General features: G+C 76.0%; 13 protein-coding genes. 5 read left to right on the top strand and 8 right to left on the bottom strand.

The features are described 5' to 3' along the window. Nucleotides 1-115 precede the first annotated feature (115 nt). The 5 genes from proB to G446_RS17125 form a co-directional block, all read right to left on the bottom strand. The gene (proB, locus tag G446_RS0109345) at nt 116-1210 is read right to left on the bottom strand and encodes a glutamate 5-kinase (RefSeq protein WP_026409947.1); all 1095 of its coding nucleotides are present in this window, start codon (nt 1208-1210) and stop codon (nt 116-118) included. Between the two features lie 149 nt (nt 1211-1359). Then, nucleotides 1360-2925: a GTPase ObgE gene (gene obgE, locus G446_RS0109350; RefSeq protein ID WP_026409948.1), complete on the bottom strand. Its 1566-nt coding sequence runs from the start codon at nt 2923-2925 to the stop codon at nt 1360-1362. 127 nt (nt 2926-3052) lie between these two features. After that, nucleotides 3053-3310: a 50S ribosomal protein L27 gene (gene rpmA / locus G446_RS0109355; protein ID WP_026409949.1), complete on the bottom strand. Its 258-nt coding sequence runs from the start codon at nt 3308-3310 to the stop codon at nt 3053-3055. Nucleotides 3311-3376: 66 nt separating this feature from the next. Continuing rightward, nucleotides 3377-3697 (bottom strand): 50S ribosomal protein L21, encoded by a 321-nt coding sequence (rplU, locus tag G446_RS0109360; protein ID WP_084779132.1) that lies wholly within the window; start codon nt 3695-3697, stop codon nt 3377-3379. Between the two features lie 293 nt (nt 3698-3990). Then, nucleotides 3991-7020: an Rne/Rng family ribonuclease gene (locus G446_RS17125; protein ID WP_084779133.1), complete on the bottom strand. Its 3030-nt coding sequence runs from the start codon at nt 7018-7020 to the stop codon at nt 3991-3993. Between the two features lie 456 nt (nt 7021-7476). Between G446_RS17125 and G446_RS0109370 the strand changes: the two genes are divergently transcribed. The 5 genes from G446_RS0109370 to G446_RS17135 are packed head-to-tail and all read left to right on the top strand — an operon-like array spanning nt 7477 to nt 15773. Beyond that, nucleotides 7477-8964, top strand: coding sequence for a cytochrome ubiquinol oxidase subunit I (locus G446_RS0109370; RefSeq protein ID WP_026409951.1), 1488 nt, complete (start codon nt 7477-7479; stop codon nt 8962-8964). A gap of 25 nt (nt 8965-8989) precedes the next feature. Beyond that, entirely contained in the window at nt 8990-10123 is a 1134-nt protein-coding gene (gene cydB / locus G446_RS0109375; RefSeq protein WP_026409952.1) for a cytochrome d ubiquinol oxidase subunit II, read from the top strand. A 57-nt stretch (nt 10124-10180) separates the two neighbouring features. Beyond that, on the top strand, nt 10181-11944 hold the full coding sequence (gene cydD, locus G446_RS17130) for a thiol reductant ABC exporter subunit CydD (RefSeq protein WP_084779134.1): 1764 nt from the start codon (nt 10181-10183) through the stop codon (nt 11942-11944). Beyond that, a complete protein-coding gene (gene cydC / locus G446_RS0109385) occupies nt 11941-13713 on the top strand; it encodes a thiol reductant ABC exporter subunit CydC (RefSeq protein ID WP_026409953.1) in 1773 nt (590 codons plus the stop codon). The genes cydD and cydC overlap by 4 nt, the downstream gene beginning before the upstream one ends. After that, a complete protein-coding gene (locus tag G446_RS17135) occupies nt 13710-15773 on the top strand; it encodes a GAF domain-containing sensor histidine kinase (protein WP_084779135.1) in 2064 nt (687 codons plus the stop codon). Before cydC ends, G446_RS17135 begins: the two co-directional genes overlap by 4 nt. A gap of 124 nt (nt 15774-15897) precedes the next feature. On the opposite strand, the gene G446_RS0109395 is transcribed toward G446_RS17135, so the two are convergent. The 3 genes from G446_RS0109395 to G446_RS20625 all read right to left on the bottom strand — a co-directional run bounded on the left by G446_RS0109395 (nt 15898) and on the right by G446_RS20625 (nt 18530). Then, complete coding sequence (locus G446_RS0109395) at nt 15898-16551, bottom strand: response regulator (protein WP_026409954.1); 654 nt, start codon at nt 16549-16551, stop codon at nt 15898-15900. 162 nt (nt 16552-16713) lie between these two features. Continuing rightward, on the bottom strand, nt 16714-17961 hold the full coding sequence (locus G446_RS18815) for a glycosyltransferase (RefSeq protein WP_051285881.1): 1248 nt from the start codon (nt 17959-17961) through the stop codon (nt 16714-16716). Further along, on the bottom strand, nt 17958-18530 hold the full coding sequence (locus G446_RS20625) for a TetR/AcrR family transcriptional regulator (protein WP_026409955.1): 573 nt from the start codon (nt 18528-18530) through the stop codon (nt 17958-17960). The genes G446_RS18815 and G446_RS20625 overlap by 4 nt, the downstream gene beginning before the upstream one ends. Between the last annotated feature and the right edge of the window lie 606 nt (nt 18531-19136).

Consider the following 19136-nt stretch of genomic DNA (forward strand, 5'->3'; position numbering starts at 1 on the left):
ACCCGAGCCCAGTGGGACGAGTGATGCGCATGGAACCCGATCGGCACCGGAACGGGGCCGGCCGTGCGGCATCGGGATCGGCCCGAACACCAACGGGGTCGCCCGCACGGCGCCCTCACGCGCCCGCGGTGCGCGGCAGTTCGGCGAGGTCGTCGCGGTGGACGACGGGGGTGACGTGGTCGGGGGCGGCCCCGCCCCGCCGCCGCGCCTCCAGGACCTCCTCGATCTCGGCGGAGGCGTAGCGGCAGATGCCGCGGGCGATCGTCCCCTCCGGGCCGACCACTTCGATGACGGCCCCGGACTCGAAGTCGCCGTCCACCCCGGTCACCCCGGGCAGCAGGAGCGACTTCTTGCCCTCCACCAGGGCGCGGGCCGCCCCGGCGTCGACGATGACGCGCCCCTCGGGGATCGAGGCGTGGGCCATCCACAGCCTGCGGCTGGGCCGGCGCGGGCCGGTGGGCAGGAACCAGGTGCCCAGCCCGGCCGGGACCCCGGGCGCGCCCAGGAGGCGGACGGCGTCGTCGGCGTCGGCGATGAGGGTGGCGGTCCCCGAGGCGCAGGCGATCACAGCGGCCTGGACCTTGGTGCGCATCCCCCCGGTGCCGATCGCCGACCCCCGCCCGGCGACGCTGACGCGGACCAGATCCTCGGGCCCGCGCACGAGGCGCACGGGCTCGGCGCCCGGCGCGTCCGGGCGGGCGGTCCACATCCCGTCCACGTCGGTGAACAGGACCATGACGTCGGCGGCCACGAGGTGGGAGACCAGCGCGGCCAGGTGGTCATTGTCCCCCAGGCTGAACTCGGTGGTCGCCACGGCGTCGTTCTCGTTGACCACGGGCACCGCCCCCATGGACAGCAGGGCGTCGAAGGTCGCGCGCACGGTGCGGTAGTGGTGACGCACCGCGATGTCCTGGGCGGTGAGCAGCACCTGGGCGGTGACCACCCCGTAGGCGCTCATCGCCGTCTGCCACCGGGAGACCAGGCGCCCCTGCCCCACGCTGGCGGCGGCCTGGAGCAGGCGGAGCTCATCGGGGCGCCGCTCCAGCCCCAGCGGCGCCAGGCCCGCGGCCACCGCGCCGGAGGAGACCAGGACGACGTCGTGCCCGCGCCGGCGCAGCCCCGCCACGAGCCGGGCGACGATGTCGATGCGGTTGAGGTCGAGCCCGCCGTCGGGTCGGGTCAGCGACGTCGAGCCCAGCTTGAGCACCATGCGGGCGCCCGGCGGCAGGCGGTCGGGGCGGCCCGGGACGACCGCGGCCGGGCCCGTGCCAGGGCCCGACGTCGAGCCCGTGCCGGGGCCCGACGCCGAGGCGGCCGAGCCCTGGCCGGGCGCGGGCCCTGGCGCCGCCCCGCGCCCGCTCACGACTCCCCGTCCCAGCCGGGATCGGTCCACAGGCCCTCGGCGGCCTCGTCGCGCAGCTCCTGGCGGGCGGCCTCCTTGGCGTCCATGGACTCGTGGTAGCGGGCCCGCCGCTCGACGTTGGTGCGCCGACGGCGGTAGTCCTCCACGCGCGCGTCCGTGCCCCGGGCGCCCAGCAGCTCGGCCCCGGCGGTGATGGTCGGCTCCCAGGTGAACAGCACGCCGCCCTCGACGTCCCCGATGAGGACGGTGTCGCCCGCGTGCGCCCCGGCCCGCACGAGCTGGTCCTCGACGCCGGCGGCGGCCAGGCGGTCCGCCAGGTAGCCGACGGCCTCGTTATTGGCGAAGTCGGTCTGGCGCACCCAGCGCTCGGGCTTGGCCCCGCGCACCTGGTAGACCTCGCCCTCGGCCGGGTGGCGGATGAGGCGGACCCGGGCGACCGGCTCCGCGCCGCGCCGTGAGACGGCGGCCGGGCGGATGACGGGTCGTTCGGGCCCGGTCCGGGCGGCGGCCTCCCGCCGGGCGGCCCCGACCAGGTCGGCCAGCGCGAAGGACAGCGCCCGCAGCCCGGTGTGGGCGACGGCCGAGACCTCGAAGACGGGCAGGCCGCGGGCCTGGACGTCGGCGCGCACGAAATCGGCCAGCTCGGCGGCGTCGGGCACGTCGATCTTGTTGAGGACCACCACGCGGGGCCGCTCCATGAGCGGGGCGCGGCCGGTGAGCGCCGGGTCGTCCTCCTGCTCGCCCAGGCGCTGGGAGTAGGCGGTGAGCTCGGCCTCGATGGTGTCCAGGTCGCTCAGCGGGTCCCGGCCGGGCTCGAGGGTGGCGCAGTCCAGGACGTGGACGATGACCGAGCAGCGCTCGATGTGGCGCAGGAACTCCAGCCCCAGGCCCCTGCCCTCGCTGGCGCCGGGGATGAGCCCGGGCACGTCGGCGATCGTGTAGCGGACCTCGCCGGCCTCGACCACGCCCAGGTTGGGCACGAGCGTGGTGAAGGGGTAGTCGGCGATCTTGGGCCGGGCGGCGCTCATGGCGGCGATGAGGGAGGACTTGCCGGCGCTGGGGTACCCCACGAGGGCGACGTCGGCGACGGTCTTGAGCTCCAGGACGACGTCGAGGCTCTCGCCGGGCTCGCCCAGGAGGTGGAAGCCGGGGGCCCTGCGCCTGGAGGAGGCCAGGGAGAAGTTGCCGCGCCCGCCCGTGCCGCCGGCGGCGACGACCAGGCGCGCCCGGGGCTCGACCAGGTCGGCCAGGACCGCGCCGTCGGCGGTCTTGACCACGGTGCCCTCGGGCACGGGCAGGACGAGGTCCTCGCCGTCGGCGCCGCGCCTCCAGCCGCCCATGCCGGGGGTGCCGTTGCCGGCTCGGCGGTGCGGGGAGCGGTGGTAGCTCAGCAGGGTGGTCGTGCGCGGGTCGGCCACGAGCACGACGTCGCCGCCGTGCCCGCCGTCGCCGCCGTCGGGCCCGGCCAGGGGCTTGTACTTCTCGCGGTGGACGGAGGTGCAGCCGTTGCCGCCGTCCCCCCCGGCCACGTGGAGGACCACTCGGTCGATGAAGCTGGGCATGGGTCCTCTCCTGGGCGGGTGCGGCCGCGCGGGCGCGGGCCGGGGCGGATGGCGGGTGGCCTGCGACGGCGCGAGGGCGGACGGCCGCAGCCGTCCGCCCTCGCGGATGCCGTGGTGCTCGGAGGGCTCAGGCCTCGGGGAGCACGACGTCGACGACCCTGCGGTCGCGGCGGGTGCCGAACCGGACGTGGCCGGCGGCCTTGGCGAACAGGGTGTCGTCGTTGCCGCGGCCGACGTTGGCGCCGGGGTGGAAGTGGGTGCCGCGCTGGCGGACGATGATCTCGCCGGCCTTGACAAGCTGGCCGCCGAAGCGCTTGACGCCCAGGCGCTGGGCGTTCGAGTCGCGACCGTTGCGGGAGGAGCCGAGACCCTTCTTGTGTGCCATGGTGGAGCCTCTTTCTGTGCAGGCTGGGCGTTGGGGACCGGGGCGTTCAGAATGCCGCGCCGGCGGTCACTTGATCGCGGTGATCTTGACGGCCGTGAGCTTGGCGCGGTGGCCCTGGCGCTTGCGGTAGCCCGTCTTGTTCTTGAACTTGAGGATATTGATCTTGGGGCCCTTCTTCTCGCCGAGGATCTCGGCGGTGACGGAGGCCTTCGCCAGATCGGCGGCGGCGGTGGTCACCGTGTCGCCGTCCACCAGCATGAGGGGGGCGAGGTCGATCTCGTCACCGACCTCGCCGGCGAGCCTGTCCACAACCACGACGTCGCCGACGGAGACCTTCTCCTGACGGCCGCCGGCCTTGACGATCGCGTAGACCACTTGAATGCTCATCTCTGTCGATTCTTCGGACAGCTGCGGCGGCTGCGACAAGGCCCTCCGCACTGGCTGCCTCCTGGGCGGGGTGCGAAACGCACCGACAGGCAACTCTAGGCGATCGGCCCCGGCGGACCAACCCGCCCGCGGCCGCGGCCCCTGTGTTCTTCCGCACGCCGCTCCCCCGCGGCCCTCGCGCGCGGGGCGTGCGGGGCGCGTGCGCGCGGGGCCGCGGAAGGGACTCCCCGAGGAAGACGGCAGCGGGGTGCGCGGGGCGCGCGGAGCCCGCGCGCGAGGGCTGCGCCGGCGCCTCAGTCCCGCTCCGCGGGCGGGTCGGGCTCGGGCTCGTCGTGCTCGGCCCCGTCCGGGGCGAGCCGGTCCTGGTGGGCGTGTTCGGCGGCGGCCGCAATCTGCGCCAGGGCCCCGCGCACGGCGGCCCGGGTGGTGGCGTCGGAGGAGGCGTCGGGGTCCTCGCGCCGGTCCTTGCGCCCGCCGCGCGGGGCCTGGGACGACTCGTCGCGGCCCTTGCGGCCGCGCTTGCGGCCCGCGCGGGAGGCGGAGGCGGACGTGTCCGCCTCCTGGTTCTCCACCGGCGAGGAGTGGACGATGAAGCCCCGCCCGCCGCAGCACTCGCAGGGGGTCGAGAAGGCCTCGACGAGCCCCTGGCCCACGCGCTTGCGCGTCATCTGCACCAGGCCCAGGCTGGTGACCTCCGTGACCTGGTGGCGGGTGCGGTCGCGCCCCAGGCACTCCACCAGGCGGCGCAGCACCAGGTCCCGGTTGGACTCCAGCACCATGTCGACGAAGTCGATGACGATCATGCCGCCGATGTCGCGCAGGCGCAGCTGGCGGACGATCTCCTCGGCCGCCTCGATGTTGTTGCGGGTGACCGTCTCCTCCAGGGTCCCCCCGGCGCCGGTGAAGCGCCCGGTGTTGACGTCGATGACGGTCATGGCCTCCGTGCGGTCGATGATGAGCGTGCCGCCGGACGGCAGCCAGACCTTGCGGTCGAAGCCCTTGGCGAGCTGCTCGTCGATGCGGTGGGCGGTGAAGACGTCCTCGGGGCGCACCCAGTGCTCGAGGCGGTCGACCAGGTCGGGGCTGAGGTCGCGGACGTACTTCGAGATCGTGGCCCAGGCCGCGTCGCCCTGGACGACGAGGGAGCGGAAGTCCTCGTTGAAGACGTCGCGCACCACCCGCACGGCCAGCTCGGGCTCGCCCTTGAGCAGGACCGGTGCCTTGCCGGAGCCGGACAGGATCCGCTTGGACTTCTTGTCGATGGTCTGCCACTGCTTGACCAGGCGCTCGACGTCGGCGACCAGCTGCTCCTCGCTGGCGCCCTCGGCGGCGGTGCGCACGATGACGCCCGCGTCGTCGGGGACGATGCGCTTGAGGATCTTCTTCAGCCGCGAGCGCTCGGTGTCGGGGAGCTTGCGGGAGATGCCGGTCATGGTGCCGCCGGGCACGAGCACGAGGTAGCGCCCGGCCAGCGTGACCTGGCTGGTCAGGCGCGCGCCCTTGTGGCCGATGGGGTCCTTGGTGACCTGGACCAGGACGGCGTCGCCGCTCTTGAGCGCGTCCTCGATGCGGCGCGGCCTGCCCTCCATCCCGGCGGCGTCCCAGTTGACCTCGCCGGCGTACAGGACGGCGTTGCGCCCCCGGCCCAGGTCGACGAAGGCGGCCTCCATGGAGGGCAGGACGTTCTGGACCCGGCCGACGTAGACGTTGCCGACCATGGAGACCTGGGTGTGGCGGGCCACGTAGTGCTCGACCAGCAGCCCGTCCTCGAGCAGGGCGATCTGGTTGAGGCCGTCCTGCTCGCGCACGATCATCTGGCGGTCGACGCTCTCGCGGCGGGCCAGGAACTCGGCCTCGGTGATGATGGGACGACGGCGTCCGGCCGCCCGGCCCTCGCGGCGGCGCTGGCGCTTGGCCTCCAGACGGGTGGAGCCCTTGAGGCCGGTGACCTCGTCGCGCACGTCGCGCCCGGAGTCGGAGCGCGCGCGGGAGCGGCGACGACGACGGCGCCTGGAGCCGACGGGCGCCTCCTCCCGGGCTCCGGCGGGCTCGGCGCCCTCCTGCTCGGCCGGCTCGGCCCCGGCGCCCTCCTCGGCGGTCTGCTCGACGGCGTCCTCCGGCGCCTCCGAGCGGGAGCGGGAGCGGCGGCCGCGACCGCCGCGACGGCGCTTGCGCCGCCCGCCGGAGTCCTCGGCTCCCTCCTCCTCGCGCTCCTCATGGGCGGGGCCCTGTCCGGAATCGGGGTCCTGCTCGGAATCGGCGGGACCGGCGTCGGCGCGGGCGTCACCGGTGCGGGCGGCGCCGGCCTCATTGGCATCGGCCTTGTCGCCCCCGTCGGGGGTCTCGGGGGTCTCGGGGGCCTCGGCCCTGCGCGTCCCGGCTCCGCGGCGGCCGCGGGCGCGGCGCCGGCGGCCGGGCGCGCCCTCGTCCCCGGAGTCGTCGGGGCCGGAGTCGGCCCCGACGGGGGCCTGGTGGTGGGCGGGGGCGGCCGGGGCGTGCTCGGGGGCGGCCTGGGCGGCCGTCGCCCTGCGGCGGCGGCGCCCCCGGGTCGGCCGGGCCCCCTCGGCGGTCCCGGTCCCGCCGGTCCCGCCGGACTCGGCGGGCCCGCTGCGCCTATCGGATGACTCGGCGGGCCGGACGGGTTCCGCGGACTCGGCGGACTTCGCGGACCGGGCGGACTTCGCCGGCCGCGCGCCCCCGCGGGGCTCGGCCGCCGGGGCGGCGCCCGGCGCGGCCTGGGCGGCCGTGACCCTGCGGCGGCGGGCGCGGCTCGGGTCGGGGGCCTGGAAGAGCAGGGAGGCGGCGGGCAGCCGGGGCACCTCGTCCCCCTCGGCGCTCTCGGCGTCCGGCGCGGACCCGTCTCCGGGCTCCTCGGGGTCCCCGGCGCCCTCGGGGGCTTCGGAATCCTCGGCGCCCTTCTCGTCCTCGGGGTCCCCGGCGCCCTCGGTGTCCTCGGGGTTCTCGGCGTCCTCGGCCTCCCCGTCGGGCTCGGCGCTCCCGTCGGACTCGGCCCGTCCGGCGGGCTCCTCCTCGCCCGGCTCCGCGGGCTCCTCCTGTCCCGCGGGCTCGTGCGCGCCCGCGTCCTGCTCGCCCGATTCCGAGTCGTCGGCGGGCGGGGCCGCGGCCTCCCCGTCGGCGGGGTCCTCCTGCGCGTCCTCCCGCCGCGCGCTCGGGGCCGCGGCGGGGGCCGCGTCCGGCGCGGCCTGGGCGGCCGTCGCCCTGCGGCGTCGGCGGGCGGGCGCGGGGGTCCGGGCGGCGTCGTTCGCGCCGTCCCCGGCGGCCGGTGCCGACGAGGATGCTGAGGATGTCGTGGGTGGGGTCATAGTGCACTCTCCGGGCGCCGCGTCGCCCGCCGTACCTGCGGACGCGCGGCGCGATCGGGCTCCCGGGTGCGGGAGCACAGAAGTCTGCGTGTGCGCCTGGCGGCGCCGACCGCCGGCCTCATCCGCACGAGCCGGGACCGCGGCAGCGCTCGAGGCGGCGCAAGGTTCCCGGACGCGGCGGGCGTCGCGGTTCGGACACCGGGGCCGGTACGTGGCACCCGGAGCCGCAGCGAGTATCCCACATCCCCCGCGCGCCTTCAGGAGTCATGCGCCTCACGGCGGGTCCCCGATCGTCGTCGGCGGACGGACGGCGGCGGGCGCCGCGCCCCGGCGGCGCCCGAGGAGGACCGTTTTCGTGACGCGACGTCAGACAAGTCGTATACTTCGCTTATCCGTCCATGCCCGTTAGTGTGGACAACCTTATGATTTCTATTACGTCTCCCGAAAGGTGTCGCAGTGCTGCACGCCCCCATGGCGCTGGACGGACTCGATCTGGCGCGGTGGCAGTTCGCCATCACGACCGTCTACCACTTCATCCTGGTCCCGCTCACGATCGGCCTGTCCCCGCTGGTGGCCCTCATGGAGGCGCTCCACCTGCGCACACGCGACGAGCAGTGGAGGGTCGCCACGAAGTTCTTCGGCAAGATCCTGCTCATCAACTTCGCCCTGGGCGTGGCCACCGGCATCGTCCAGGAGTTCCAGTTCGGCATGAACTGGTCGGAGTACTCCCGCTTCGTCGGCAACGTCTTCGGCGCCCCCCTGGCCTTCGAGGCCCTGCTCGCCTTCTTCATGGAGTCCACCTTCCTGGGCCTGTGGATCTTCGGCTGGGACCGCCTGAGCCCCCGGCTCCACAACCTGTGCATGTGGATGGTCGCCCTGGGCACCAACGTCTCGGCCCTGTTCATCCTGGCCGCGAACTCCTGGATGCAGCACCCCGTGGGCGCCGTCATCGACGAGCAGACGGGGCGCGCCCGGCTCGACGGCGTCGACGGCTTCCTCCGGGTCCTGGCCAACCCGATCCTGTGGACCACCGTCGTGCACGTCATCTCCTCGGCCTTCCTCGTCGCCGGCGCCGTCGTCCTGGGCGTGTCGGCGTGGTGGATGACCAGGGCCGCGCGCGCCGGGCAGGACTACGAGGCCCGCCGGCTGTGGCGCCGCCTGACCCGGCTCGGCGCCGCCGTCATGATCGCCGCCGGCGCCCTGACCGCCGGGTCCGGCCACGTCCAGGGCCAGCTCGTCGTCGCCGAGCAGCCCGCCAAGATGGCGGCCGCCGAGATGCTGTGCCAGACGCAGAGGGGCGCCGGCTTCACCGTGGCCGCCTTCGGCTCGTGCCGCGACGGCAGCGCCGTCCACCTCATCACCGTCCCCCGCGTCTACTCCTTCATGGCCGCCAACGACCCCGACGCCGAGGTCATGGGCCTGAACGACGCCCAGGCGATGTACGAGCGGGCCTACGGCGGGGGCGTGGACTACACGCCCGACGAGACGGTCACCTTCTGGTCCTTCCGCCTCATGATCGGCCTGGGCATGGCCTCCGCCGGCATCGGCGCCGCCGCCCTGTGGCTGACCCGCTCCGGACGCCTCGTCGCCAGTGCGCGCCTGGGCGCCGCCGCCCTGTGGACCATGTGGCTGCCCTTCGCGGCCTGCTCCTTCGGCTGGATCTTCACCGAGATCGGCCGTCAGCCCTGGGTGGTCGCCCCCAACCTGGCGGACCCGGCCTCCCAGGTCCGCATGCTCACCGCCGACGGCGTGTCCACGGTCGTCTCGCCCGCCGCGGTGCTCACCTCCATGATCGTCTTCACCCTCCTGTACGCCGCGCTCGGCGCCGTGTGGTACCTGCTCCTGCGCCGCTACATCCGCGAGGGCGTGCGCACCCCCGCCGGGGAGGACGCCGCCGCGACCGGGGACGGGGCCGCGGCCCCCGTCCTGTCCTTCGAGTACTGACACGGGGCATAAGGAGAATATCGTCATGACGCTGCCCATCGTCTGGTTCATCCTCATCGCCGTCCTGTGGACCGGCTACCTGGCCCTGGAGGGCTTCGACTTCGGAGTCGGCATGCTCCTGAGGATCCTCGGGCGCGACGAGCGCGAGCGCCGCGCCATGGTCCGCACCATCGGCCCCCACTGGGACGGCAACGAGGTGTGGCTGCTGACCGCCGGCGGCGCCACCTTCGCCGCCTTCCCCGAGTGGTACGGGACCCTCTTCTCCGGCGCCTACCTCGCCCTGTTCCTCATCCTGCTGTGCCTGATCGTGCGCGTCTGCGCCATCGAGTGGCGCAGCAAGATCAATTCCCGGGCCTGGCGCGACGCCTGGGACTGGGCCCACACGATCAGCGCCTGGATCCCCTCCGTCCTGTGGGGCGTCGCCTTCGCCAACCTCGTCCAGGGCATGCGCATCGAGGTGGTGCGCACCGCCGACGGCGCCGTCGTCGACCCCGCCCGGGTGCCCGCGCACACGCTCCTCAGGGGCGCCTCCCACCAGCTGACCGGCGGCTTCCTCAGCCTGCTGACCCCCTTCACCCTCCTGGGCGGGGCGGTCACCTGCCTGCTGTTCCTCACCCACGGCGCGCTCTTCACGGCGCTCAAGACCCGCGGCGCCCTGTCCGAGCGGGCCGAGGCCCTGGCCCGCGCCTGCGGCGCCGCCTCGACCGCCGTCACCGCGGCGTGGGCCCTGTGGGCGCAGCTGGCCCACTCCCCCAACGCCGCCTCCTGGGCGCCGCTGGTCCTGACCGCGGTGAGCCTGACCGCCTCCCTGGCGCTGACCCGCGCGGGCCGGCCGGGCCCGGCCTTCGCCGCGCACCTGGCCGGCATCGCCGGCGCCGTCGCGTTCATCTTCGCGGCCATGGCGCCCCACGTCATGCGCTCGTCGATCGACGGCGCCTACTCGCTGACCATCGCGCAGGCGGCCTCGGCGGACGCCACGCTGCTCATCATGACGATCGCGGCCGTGGTCTTCGCGCCGGGCGTGCTGCTCTACACCGCGTGGGGCTACAAGGTCTTCTCCGGGCGCATCAGCGCCGAGGCCATCAACCCCGACGAGGGCGGCCTGCACCCGAGCAGGGTGCGCGACTCCTCCCAGCCGGAGGCCGTCATCGGCTACTGACCCGCACTCCCGGCCAATTGGCTAGGACCACGGTCCCAGACGCACTATTCTGAGGGCGTGAAGCCACTGGACCCCCGACTCACGCGCTACGCGCGGGCCGCCCGGCGCTACATCGCCACCACCGCGGTCACCGGCGTGCTCATCGCCGGCCTCGTCGTCGCCCAGGCCTGGCTCATCTCCCGCATCGTCGCCCCCCTCATGGCGGGGGGCGCGGCGGGACCCGGGACCGCCGCCCTCGTGCGGGCCCTGGCCGCGGTCGTCGCCGCCCGCGCCGCCGTCGTGCACCTCCAGGAGTCGCGCGCCCACCGGGCCGCGACCCGCACCATCATCGAGCTGCGCCGGCGCGTCGTGGCGCACGCGGCGGCGCTCGGACCCCGCTGGCAGGCCGTCAACGCCGCCCGGACCGCCACCGTGCTCACCCGCGGCCTGGACGACCTGGAGCCCTACTTCACCCGGTACCTGCCCCAGCTGATCCTGGCCTCCACCCTCACCCCCCTCACCGCCCTGGTCATGCTCCTCCAGGACGCGCCCTCGACCCTGGCCGTGGCCCTCACCATCCCCCTCATCCCCGTCTTCATGATCCTCATCGGACGCCTGACCCGGCAGCACTCGGCCGAGCGGCTGGCGGCGATGGAGCGCCTGGGGGCCCAGGTCCTCGACCTGGTGGCCGGGCTGCCCACCCTCAAGGCGCTGGGCCGCGAGATCGGCCCGGGCACGCGCATCGAGCGGCTCGGCCGCGCCTACAACCGCACCACCATGGCCACCCTGCGCGTCGCCTTCCTGTCCGGCGCCGTCCTGGAGTTCATCACGACCCTGTCGGTGGCGATCATCGCCGTCGAGGTGGGCCTGCGGCTCCTGTTCGGGCGCATGGACCCGGCCACCGGCCTGCTCGTCATCATGATCGCCCCGGAGGTCTACCAGCCGCTGCGCCGGGTCGGCCTCCACTTCCACGCCTCGGCCAACGGCGTGGCCGCCGCCGACGCGGTCTTCGAGATCCTGGACGCCCCCCCGCCCGAGCGCGGCGACCTGCCCGCCCCGGACCTGAGCCGCGCCGCCATCCGCATCGAGGACCTGTCCGTGACCGCCCGCGGCGCCCGGGCGCCCGCCGGGCTCAGCGCCACCATCCGCCCCGGGCGCCTGGTCGCCCTGGCCGGGCCCTCCGGCGCCGGCAAGACGACCGCCTCCCAGGTCCTGCTCGGCCTGCTCGCCCCCGACGACGGCCGGGTGCTCGTCCTGCCCGAGGGGGGCGGGGCCGTGGACCTGGCCCGCATCGACCCCGCCTCCTGGTGGGAGCAGGTCGCCTGGGTCCCCCAGCGCCCCGCCATCGCCCCCGGCACCCTGGCCCGGGCCGCGGCGGGCCCGCACCGCCCCGCCGCGCCCGGGGACCCCGTGCCGCCCGAGCTCGAGGCGGCCGCGAGCGCCACCGGCTTCGACGAGGTCGTCGCCGCCCTGCCCGAGGGCTGGGACACCCGCATCGGCCACGGCGGCGCCGGACTGTCGGTCGGCCAGCGCCAGCGCCTGGCCCTGACCCGCGCGCTCGCCTCCCCCGCCCCGCTCGTCGTCCTGGACGAGCCCACCGCCCACCTCGACGCCGCCGCCGAGGCCCACGTCCTGGCCGGCGTCGCCGCCCTGCGCGAGGCCGGCCGCACCGTCGTCGTCATCGCCCACCGCCGGGCGCTGCTGGCCGTGGCCGACGACGTCATCGAGGTCCGCTCCGCCCCCCGGCCGGACGGCGGCCGGGCCGAGGAAGACCGGGGCGGGGACGACCAGGACGGGGCCGTGAGCGCGGGCGCCCGCGAGCCGGCGGGGGCGGGGACGTGAGCGCGGTCCTGACCCCCGTCGAGCGGCGCGCCCTGCGCCGCGCCGTGCGCCTGCTCGGGCTCGACCGCGCCCGCTTCGCCCTGGCCGTGCTGATCGGGACCCTCGGACTGGCCAGCGCCATCGCCCTGTCCGGAACGGCCGCCTGGCTCATCGCCCGGGCCTCCCGCATGCCCGACCTCGTCGCCCTGGGCGTCGCCCCGGTCATGGTGCGCCTGTTCGGCATCTGCCGCGCGGTGCTGCGCTACTGCGAGCGCCTCGTCTCCCACGACACGGCCCTGCGCGGCATGACCGCCCTGCGCACCCGCCTGTACGAGGCCCTGGCCGCCTCCCGCGCCGACGTCGTGGCGGGCCTGCGCCGCGGCGACGTGCTCGCCCGCGTGGGCGCCGACGTCGACGCCGTGGGCGACCTGGTGGTGCGCGCCTGGCTGCCGGCCGCCGTCGCGGCGGGCACCAGCGCCCTCACGGCCCTGGCGGTGGGCCTGATCCACCCGCCCGCCGGCCTCGTCCTGGGCGCCTGCCTGCTGCTGGCCGGGATCGCCGGCCCCCTGGTGACGATGCGCTCGGCCCGCGCCGCCGAGCGCGCCCGCACCGAGCGGGCCGCCGACCTGTCCGCGACGCTGCTGACCGCGCTCGAAGGCGGCGCCGAGCTGAGCGTGGCCGGCCGCATGCCCGCCGTCATGGAGGACCTGGAGGACCTGGAGCGCGGCCTGGCCGCCGCCCGCGACCGGGCCGGGCGCCCGGCCGCCGCCGCGGCCGCCGTCGACGCGGCCGCCGCGGGCCTGGCCGTGCTCGGCGGCGTGCTCACGGGCCTGCCCGCCGTCGCCTCCGGCGCCCTGGACGGGGTGTGGCTGGCCGTCATCGTCCTGGTGCCCCTGTCCGCCTTCGAGGCCACCGCGGCCCTGGGCCCCGCCGCCGTCCAGCTCATCGCCTCGGCCGGGGCGGCGGTGCGGATCGTGGAGCTGACCGACCGCGCCGAGGCGAGCGCCGCCGGCCCGGCGCGCCCCCTGCCCCCCGCCCCGCCCGCCGGCAGCCGGCTGCGCGCCCGCAACCTGGCCGTGGGCCGGCCCGGCGGCCCCGTCGTGGCCGAGGGCATCGACCTGGACCTGGGCCCCGGCGACCGGCTGGCCGTCGTCGGCCCCTCCGGCATCGGCAAGACGACGCTCCTGCTCACCCTGGCCGGCATGCTCCGGCCCCGGGCGGGCGAGCTGACCCTGGACGGGGCCGCCCCCTGGGGCGCGGCGCGCGGCGAGGTCGCCGAGCGGGTCAGCCTCACCGCCGAGGACGCCCACGTCTTCTCCACCTCCGTCCTGGAGAACCTGCGCGTGGCCCGCGGATCCGTCAGCCGCCCCGAGGCCGCCGCCCTGCTCGAGCGCGCCGGGCTCGGGCCGTGGCTCACCGCACTCCCCGAGGGGCTGGACACCGAGATCGGCCCCGACGCCACGACCCTGTCCGGCGGCGAGCGCCGCAGGCTCCTGCTCGCCCGCGCCCTGGCGGCCCCCGCCCCCCTCATGCTCCTGGACGAGCCCGGCGAGCACCTGGACGCGGCCGCGGCCGACCGGCTCGTGGCCGACCTGCTCGACGCCGACGCCTCCCGCGGCGTCCTGCTGGTCACCCACCGCCTGTCCGCCCTGGCCGGCGCCGACCAGGTCCTCGTCATGGGGCGCCCCGCCCCGGACCGGCCGGCCGGGGTGCTGCGCCGCGGGACCCACGCGGCCCTGGCCGACCACGACGACGCCTACCGATGGGCCCTGTCTCAGGAGGAGCAATGAGCGACACGACGGACCGGCGCGCCCCCGCCCCCGAAGCCGGCGGCCCGGGAGCCGGCGACCCCGGAGACTGCGTCCGGACCGGCGGCCCCGGCGCCCCCGGAGACTTCGCGCTCCGGGCCGGCGCCCCCAGGATCGAGATCTTCCCCGGCCCGGGCGACGACGAGCTGGTCCTGCCGCTGCCCTCGGGCCCCGGCCCGGACGACCCGGCGGGCGTGGGCCCGCTGGCCTTCGCCGTCCACGTCGACCGGCTGGGCTCGACCCGCGAGCGCTCCGCCGCGCGGGCGCCCCTGGACGACTCCGCCGTCGAGCTCCTGCGGGCCTCGCTCCAGCTGACCAGCTCCCTCCAGGTCCCCCGGGCCCTGCGCGCCCTGGTCGAGTCCGCCTGCTCGCTCACCGGCGCCACCTGGGGCACCATCGCGGTCTACGGGCGCAGCCGCACCACCGGCCGGCGCTCGCGGCCCGTCTCGGCCGGACCGGCCAGCGCCAGCCCCGAGCACCTGGACACGCTCCTGGGCCGGCCCCGCGACGACGGCGTCGTCATCGTCAACGACCTGAGCGCCACGACGGCCTTCACCGGCGTCATCGAGGGCGAGGACCCGGGCTGCATCCTGTCCGCGCCCCTGCGCGCCCACCACCAGGGCTACGGGCGGCTGTACCTGTGCGACAAGCCCGGCGGCTTCACCTGCGGGGACGTCACCACCGTCCAGACCCTGGCGCAGGCCGCCGCCATCGCCGTGGAGAACGCCCGCCTGTACCGCGAGGCCCGCAGCCGCGAGCAGTGGATGGCCGTGTCCCAGGAGCTGACGACGCTGCTGCTGTCCGGGGCGGAGGAGGACGACGCCCTGATCCTGGTGGCCCGCCGGATCCGCGAGGTCGCCCACGCCGACACCGTCGCCCTCATCCTGCCCAGCGTCGGGGACGCCTGGGCCTGCGAGATCGCCGACGGCGCCCACGCCTCCGAGCTCATCGGCACCTTCTTCCCCGCGCGGGGCCGGGCCCTGCGCACCCTGGACCAGCAGACGGGCCTGACGGTGCCCTCCCTGCACGAGGCCTGGGGGGCCTGCGACCTGCTGGTGGAGCCGCTGGCGCGCTTCGGACCGGCCCTGTACGCCCCGATGCTGCACCGGGGCCGCGGCGTCGGCGTCATCCTCCTGCTGCGCGAGCAGGGCGCCCCCACCTTCACCGACCAGGACCTGGAGATCGCCGAACTCGTCGCCGGGCAGGCGACCATGGCCTTCGAGCTGGCCGACGCCCAGCACGCCCAGGAGATGGCCACGCTGCTCGACGAGCGCGCCCGCATCGCCCGCGACCTGCACGACCTGGCGATCCAGCAGCTGTTCGCCGCCGGCATGCAGATCTCCTCCGCGCGCGAGCGCCTGAGCTCGGCGGGCGGGGCGTCCGACCAGGTGGACGTGGTGTGCCGGGTGCTGGACTCCTCGCTGGCCGCCGTCGACGACTCGGTCGGCCAGATCCGCTCCATCGTCCGCTCCCTGCGCGACCGCGACGAGGACGTCAGCCTCGTCGAGCGCCTGCGCCGGGAGTCCTCGCTGGCCCGCACGCTGCTCGGGTTCGCCCCCTCCCTGCTGCTCAGCGTCGACGGGCGGGCGCTGGCGCTGGCCGGGCGGGCGGAGGAGGACGAGCTCATCAGCGCCGTCGACGCCGCCGTCGACCCCGACATCGCCGATGACATGGTCGCCGTGGTCCGCGAGGGCCTGAGCAATGTGGCCCGCCACGCCCACGCCTCCTCGGTGACCGTCGACGTCATGCTGAGCGGCGTCGTGCCCGGCGGCGGCACCGACGTTCCGCCGCCCTCCGGCCCGGGCGCCGCGGAACCCGCCGTGGAGATCGTCTGCCGCGACGACGGCGTGGGCGTGGACCCCAAGGTGACGCGCCGCTCGGGCACCGCCAATATGGCCGAGCGGGCCCGGCGGCACGGGGGCACCTTCGTCATCGGCCCGCGGGCGCGCACCGACGGGACGCGCCGCGGGACGTGCTTCACCTGGCGGGTGCCGCTGACGGGGCGGCCGGTCCCGGACCGGCCGGGTCCGGGGCGGAACTGACAGCGCCCGGGCAAGGAGGCCGGGGCCGGCGGGCCGGCACGGGCGCGTCGGCGCGGGGCCGAGCGGGGCCGGTCCGGCGCCCCGGCGCCGTCCTCGGCCCGGGGCCGCCCTCGAAGCCGGTGGCTCAGGAATTGCGCCAGCCGGAGGCCCTCTGGCCGGCGACCCAGGCGGCGACCTGGGTGCGGCGCTGGAGCCCCATCTTGGCCAGCAGCGAGGTGATGTGGTTCTTCACCGTCTTCTCCGCCACGCCCAGGCGCTCGCCGATCTCCCGGTTGGACAGGCCGTCGCCGATGAGATCGAGGACCTTGCGCTCGGCGTTGGTCAGCTCGGCGGTCGGGTCGTCGTGGTCGGCGCGCCGGCGGGTGACGGTGCGCTCGTCCAGGAGCACGCGCCCGGAGGCGACGGCGCGCACGACGTCGCTGATCTCGGCGCCGTGGACGGTCTTGAGCAGGTAGGCGCGGGCCCCGGCCTCCAGGGCCTCCGCCAGGGCCTCGTCGTCGTCGAAGGAGGTCAGGACGATCGGCAGGGCGCCGGGGACGGTCTCGCGCATCTCGTGCATGAGCTCGATGCCGGTGCCGTCGGGCAGCTGGAGGTCGACGAGGACCACGTCGGGGCGCACGAGCTCGGCCCGGCGCAGGGCCTCCGCTTGACCGCCGGCCTCGGCGACGACCTCGAGGCCATCGGCCCGATCGATGATCTCGGCGATGCCGCGGCGAACGATCTCGTGATCATCGACGATCATGACCCGGACGGTCTCGGAGGCGGTGGGGCTGGGCATGCTCCCGAGCCTAGCAGCGATGGGGACCTACGTCACAAGTTCGGCACCGCCCGCGCCTTTTCCCCGCTGCTGCACCGCCCCGCCCTTACACCGCGGACCGTCTTCGCCCCGCCCTCCGCCGCGAACCGTCCCCGCTACTGCCCCGCTTGCCCTCTACCGCTGTCAGGAGCCCAGGAGGATCCGGGCCGCGGTCCGCGCCCCGTTCTCCCGCTCCACCGCGCGGGCGGCCTCGCGGGCGCGGCGGCGATAGCCCTCCGCCCGCTCGCCCCGGGTCAGGTCCGTGAGGATCCGGGTCGGCCCCTCGACGTCGGTCCGCCCCGGGTCGAGCCCGCCGGGCCCCAGGCCCAGCGCCGCGACCCGGCGGGCGAAGTACGGCTGGTCCAGGGAGAAGGGGATGACGCCCTGGGGCACGCCCGCGGCCAGGGCCCCGTGCGTCGTCCCGGCTCCCCCGTGGTGGACTGCGGCCGCCGTGCGGGGCAGCAGCCAGTCGTGCGGGGTGAAGCGCACGAGGTGCACGTGCTCGCCGTAGTCCCGGTCCCAGTCCGTGAAGCCCGCCGCCGGGTACAGGAGCGCCCGCGTCCCCGCGCGGCGGGCGACCTCGGCCCAGCGGGCGACCTCCCCCGCCGGATCCCTCACGGGCACGGAGCCGAAGCCCACGTAGACGGGCGGCTCGCCGGAGTCGAGGAAGCGCAGCAGGGACGACGGCGGCCGCCACTCGGGCATCTCCAGCACCGGGTGACCCGTGCAGCGGGTGCCGGTCGGCCAGTCCGGTGCGCGGGGCACGAGACGGGGGGAGCAGGCCACGATGATCCCTCCGGTCTCCCCGCCCTCCCCGCGCCCGGCCGCCCCGACGGACTCGCCGGCGCCCGAGCGGTCCAGGGCGCGGGCGATCGGCAGTCCCATCGTCACCGAGCCGCGGCGCACGGCGCGGGAGTACGCGGCGTTGATCCGGCTGCGTCCGGCCCGGGGCGCGCCGACGAGGGAATCGGCGAAGGCCGTGGGGAGCGTCGGCGCCAGGACGAGCTCGGTGAGCCGGCAGCCGCGCCGTCGGGCCAGGAGGCGGCAGGCGGCCAGGCCGAGGAGGCCGGTGACGAGGTGGTCCCCCGGGTGAACCGCCCGCGCCAGGGCTCGGGCGATGGCCCCGGCGCTGTCGTGGAGCCAGCGGCGCACGAGTAGCGCGCCGATCGTCTGGCTCCCCTTGGCGGCCCGGGCGAGGAGGGGCGGGGAGACCGGGCCCATGAGGCGGGTTCCCACGTCGCGGAAGGGAACGCCGCTGTCGGCCGCGAGAGGGGCGTAGTCCTCCAGGCCGAGCAGGAGGACGTCGGCGCCCTCCGCCCGCAGGGCCCGCGCGAGGGCGAGCTGGGGCCGCAGGTCCCCCATGGACCCGATGGCGACGAGGACGTGGGTCATCGCCGGGCCCCCGCGCTCCCCGTCCCATCCCGGTCGTCGATGAGCGCGAGCAGGAGGCCGACGGCGTCGGCGCGGGTCATCTGCCCGCAGGCGACGGAGAAGACGCATCCGACGAAGCAGAGGTAGAAGGAGCGGGCGGCGAGGGCGGCCCCCGGATCGTCCGGGGCGAGCCCGAGGCGGTCGGCCCAGCGGGCGGTGAGATCGGCGACGACGGCGTCGAGTCGCTCGGCGTTGCCGGGGCTGGGCGGGGAGGCGAGCAGCGCGGCGAGGTAGTCGCGGGACAGGTCGCCTCCCCGCTCGGTCAGGCCGGGCGCGCTCGTCACGAAGGCCCGCAGTCCGGCGCGGGCGTCGTCCTGCGAACCCAGCGCGCGCCGGGCGTCGGCGGTGGCGAGCTCCTCCATGCACTGCAGGAACAGCTCGCTCTTGCCGCCCACGGACACGACGGTGCCCACGGACACCCCCGCGGCGGCGGCGATGTCCCGCACGGATGTGGCGGCGAAGCCCCGGAGCGCGAAGAGCCTGCCGGCCTCCACCAGGACCGCGGCCTCGGTCCTGTCCCGTTTGGTCATCTCGAGTCCTTTCTGAACACGTTCATTTATGAACGCGTTCAGATTACCTCTCCCGCTCCGCCCCGGCAAGTCTCTAGCGCCCCTCTCCGCGGGGTCGGTCGCGGCCGGGGCGGGGCCCGGGTTCGCGTCGGCGGGCGGATCGGCTCGCGGCGGGTCCTCCGGGACCGGCCGGGGCGCCCTTGGGCGGCGGGTCCGCGATCTCGGGCGGGTCGGTCCGCGTCAGCGGGCCCGGGGGCGCTCTTCGACCCCATCGGATTTCGGTTCTGGCGCTGCGGGAGGATCGTTCGGGCCGACGCACCGGGCGCATTCGGCGGTTTCCGCATGATTCCGCGGTTCCCACGAAACGGCCGACGAGTGCGGAGCGGAACGATCCTCCCGCAGCGCCATTTCTCGCACCCGCACCCGCACCGCTCCTCCCGGACGCGTGGAACACGGGACCCATGAGGTGCGTGAGGCGCACGGGATGTGATCTGGGGCGGCCCGGGCCGGTGAAAAGGGCCGAGTCCCCCAACCTCGGTTTTTCGTCGTGGGGTGCCGGGGGTGGGGGTGAGGGTGCTCCTCGTCCTGGGATAATGCGGGTTGTCGATGTCCGTGCATGTCCAGGGG

This window comes from Actinomyces dentalis DSM 19115, assembly GCF_000429225.1.
Lineage (GTDB): Bacteria > Actinomycetota > Actinomycetes > Actinomycetales > Actinomycetaceae > Actinomyces > Actinomyces dentalis.

What these genes read in the sequence shown, in the direction of transcription:
- proB (WP_026409947.1), bottom strand. Translation starts at nt 1,210, where the DNA reads ATGGTGCTCAAGCTGGGCTCGACGTCGCTGACCCGACCCGACGGCGGG.
- obgE (WP_026409948.1), bottom strand. Translation starts at nt 2,925, where the DNA reads ATGCCCAGCTTCATCGACCGAGTGGTCCTCCACGTGGCCGGGGGGGAC.
- rpmA (WP_026409949.1), bottom strand. Translation starts at nt 3,310, where the DNA reads ATGGCACACAAGAAGGGTCTCGGCTCCTCCCGCAACGGTCGCGACTCG.
- rplU (WP_084779132.1), bottom strand. Translation starts at nt 3,697, where the DNA reads ATGAGCATTCAAGTGGTCTACGCGATCGTCAAGGCCGGCGGCCGTCAG.
- G446_RS17125 (WP_084779133.1), bottom strand. Translation starts at nt 7,020, where the DNA reads ATGACCCCACCCACGACATCCTCAGCATCCTCGTCGGCACCGGCCGCC.
- cydB (WP_026409952.1), top strand. Translation starts at nt 8,990, where the DNA reads ATGACGCTGCCCATCGTCTGGTTCATCCTCATCGCCGTCCTGTGGACC.
- G446_RS17135 (WP_084779135.1), top strand. Translation starts at nt 13,710, where the DNA reads ATGAGCGACACGACGGACCGGCGCGCCCCCGCCCCCGAAGCCGGCGGC.
- G446_RS0109395 (WP_026409954.1), bottom strand. Translation starts at nt 16,551, where the DNA reads ATGCCCAGCCCCACCGCCTCCGAGACCGTCCGGGTCATGATCGTCGAT.
- G446_RS18815 (WP_051285881.1), bottom strand. Translation starts at nt 17,961, where the DNA reads ATGACCCACGTCCTCGTCGCCATCGGGTCCATGGGGGACCTGCGGCCC.
- G446_RS20625 (WP_026409955.1), bottom strand. Translation starts at nt 18,530, where the DNA reads ATGACCAAACGGGACAGGACCGAGGCCGCGGTCCTGGTGGAGGCCGGC.